We start from the raw sequence: 2,523 nt of genomic DNA on the forward strand, positions 1-2,523 counted from the left end.
CGGCTCCTAGCCGGTCTGGTGCTAGCCGCCTGGCTGGTGCTCCCTGTGAGCGCTGCGCGCCAGGCTGCTGACCGCACCGACTTTGCCCAGATCGCGGCCCAGATCCAGCGGCGCGGTTTCGCCGACTACATCCCGGTGGCGTACCGCACCATGGGCATCGAGAGCGACTACTGGGGCCCAGCGGACAACCACGCCCGCGCCCACTTCCTCCTCTACATGGCGCGTGACTGCTCCCACTTCGTGCTCAAGTGGGAAATTCCGGCGCTTGTGGCCCTGGCCGAGGACCCGAGCCCACCCCGCGAGATGCAGACGGAGGACTACGTGCGCATGGGCGGGGTGCGGCCCAAAAGCCGCCTCTTCACCTACGAGGACAAGGCCCGCAACCTGGCGCTGCGCTCCTGGCAGGTGGGCCGGCTGAAACGCATCTGGACGCGCGGGCCGCTGAACGACCTGTCCGACGCGGCGCACGCCCGCAGCGGCTGGGTGCCCGAGAAGTGGGGCGCCCTGGTGAGCTGCTCGCTCTTCCTCGGTTCGGCCACGCCCATCGCCGCCTATGCGACACCGGCCGGCGAGGAGGGTGATCCCCTGAGCGGCGGCGCGATCCTCAGCATCTCGGCGTCGCACCAGCAGGTGCTCCAGGCCGCCGCGCGTGTCAAGACACTGGGGCCGGCGGCCGCGCCCGTAACCTGGCGCATCACCGCCGACGTCTTCAGCGCGGCGCTGCTCCGGGAGAAAGCCAGGCTCGAAAACGTCGAAATGAAGATCGACCTGTACGGCGGCGCCGCCGTCGATGTCATCGGCCTGTTCTGGCTCGTCGCCTTCCCGCCATCGACGGCCGGCGAGGTTGCCCAAGAAGCTGTCTCCATGAGCATCAGCCTCGCCCTGCCGGATGGGATCCCCAATCCCATCGATCCGTTCGACGTCGCCTGGTTCATCCTCAAGGGGGTGATCTTCGCACCCATGGACGAGATGATCGGCACCCTCGGCAAGATCAGCGTCGTCCGCGTGGGCTACATGAGCCGGCCCGAGTCGTTTCAAGTGGCGCCCTGGACGTCCGTCCTCCTGAGCGGGCCCGGCTCGGGGACCGACACCTGGGACGCCGTGGAGCTGCGGGGAGGATACCAGGACAAAAAAGACTACACTTGGACGGTCATGGCCGGCGCCTCCACCGACTGGGTGACCCGATTGTCGGTGCGCCCGAGCCTGATCGTCAATCCGCGACTCAGCGCCCCCGTCCCGTTTCTGACCGAGACGCGACCCACGCAGCTCGCGGTGCAGATGCGGCGGGATGACGCCAACTGGGCCCAAGTGGACAAGTTCCTGACGGAGCACATCGCGGGCGGCGTGAACGCGCCCGCATTCTGCGTCACCGCCCGGCCTACGGTGAACTACGAGGTCTGGGATCAGGAGGTGATCCGGGCGAGGGACACACAAGCCACCGAGAGCGCCGGCAACCGGCTGACGCGCCGGCAGCTCTTTCACAGCGGCAGCGCGTGCAGCGGCGCCGTCCCGCTGGATTTCAACGAGGGCGGGCGGTTCGACTTCGACCGCCCCCACCAGGAAGCGGTGATGGTGGGCGGCGTCGCGCTGCCCGTGTCGGTGACGTTTCAGGGCGGCGTCATGCCCCAGGGCGGTGACGCGTTCCTGCCCGCCAAGATCCGGCTGCAACCGGTGGAGCCATTGCTCAGCGTCGGGAACAACGGACAGGCCGTGGTGGCCGTCGACTACGAGGACACGTGGTGGTACGTCAGGGCCGCCGCGGGCAAGCAGCGCTGGGAGGCGCAGGCCGAGTACCGACGCCAGCGCCGCGCCGACAGCCTGGAGTACAACCGCAACCGCACCCGCCTCGCGCTGGAGGGGTGGCGGGACCGGCTGGACTACCGGCTGGACACCCGCCAGGGCAGCCTGATCTATTCGCCGAACGCCCGCCACTACGCGGCCAACGGCGCCATCGGCGAGCAGCGGATCCGCTACCTGCCGCCCTATGCGACGCTGGAATTCGCCGAGCCCGCCGCCTGGCGGCGGATCGGCCTCACCACCCCGGCTGCCGAGCTGCCCGACCTCGAGGCGCTGGATCCGTGCCTGACTGTCGAGGGGAACCGCGCCGTTCTGTCGTACAACAGCCCGCGCACCGGGAAGCGGATGACGGCGATCGTCAAAATCCCGGCTGCCGGTAAAACTCAAAAATCCAACTGAAGATGGCGGCGAACCCGGCTGGTTAACGGTTGCCCACACCTGCATTCAGGTGTGGCGAAGCCGACTCAAATCTTGTCTTGATTTTTCGGCGCGTCCATCGCTGTCAGCGGATCTTCGAAATTCGCGTCGATTTTCGGACGAGCCGTCAACGGGTCTTCGAAGCCGGCCGGAGACTTGGGAAAAGCCGTGAGCGGATCCTCGAAGCCGAGCTTCGGGCGGGCCGTCAGCGGGTCTTCGAAACCGGCCGGAGCCTTGGGGAAGGCCGTGAGCGGATCCTCGAAACCAGTCTTCGGCCGAGCCGTCAACGGGTCTTCGAAGCCGGCCGGA

The 2,523-nt window shown here is 67.9% G+C and carries 2 protein-coding genes; one reads left to right on the forward strand and one right to left on the reverse strand.

Annotation, left to right across the window (positions count from 1 at the left end):
- The coding region (locus GX414_15120) for a hypothetical protein (protein ID NLI48433.1) at positions 1–2,196 on the forward strand (2,196 nt) is incomplete at its 5' end.
- Positions 2,197–2,261: 65 nt separating this feature from the next.
- Here GX414_15120 and GX414_15125 read toward each other — a convergent pair.
- On the reverse strand, positions 2,262–2,523 hold a 262-nt coding region (locus GX414_15125; protein NLI48434.1), incomplete at its 5' end, for a hypothetical protein.

This window comes from Acidobacteriota bacterium (assembly GCA_012517875.1).
In the GTDB taxonomy this organism is placed as follows: Bacteria; Acidobacteriota; JAAYUB01; order JAAYUB01; family JAAYUB01; genus JAAYUB01.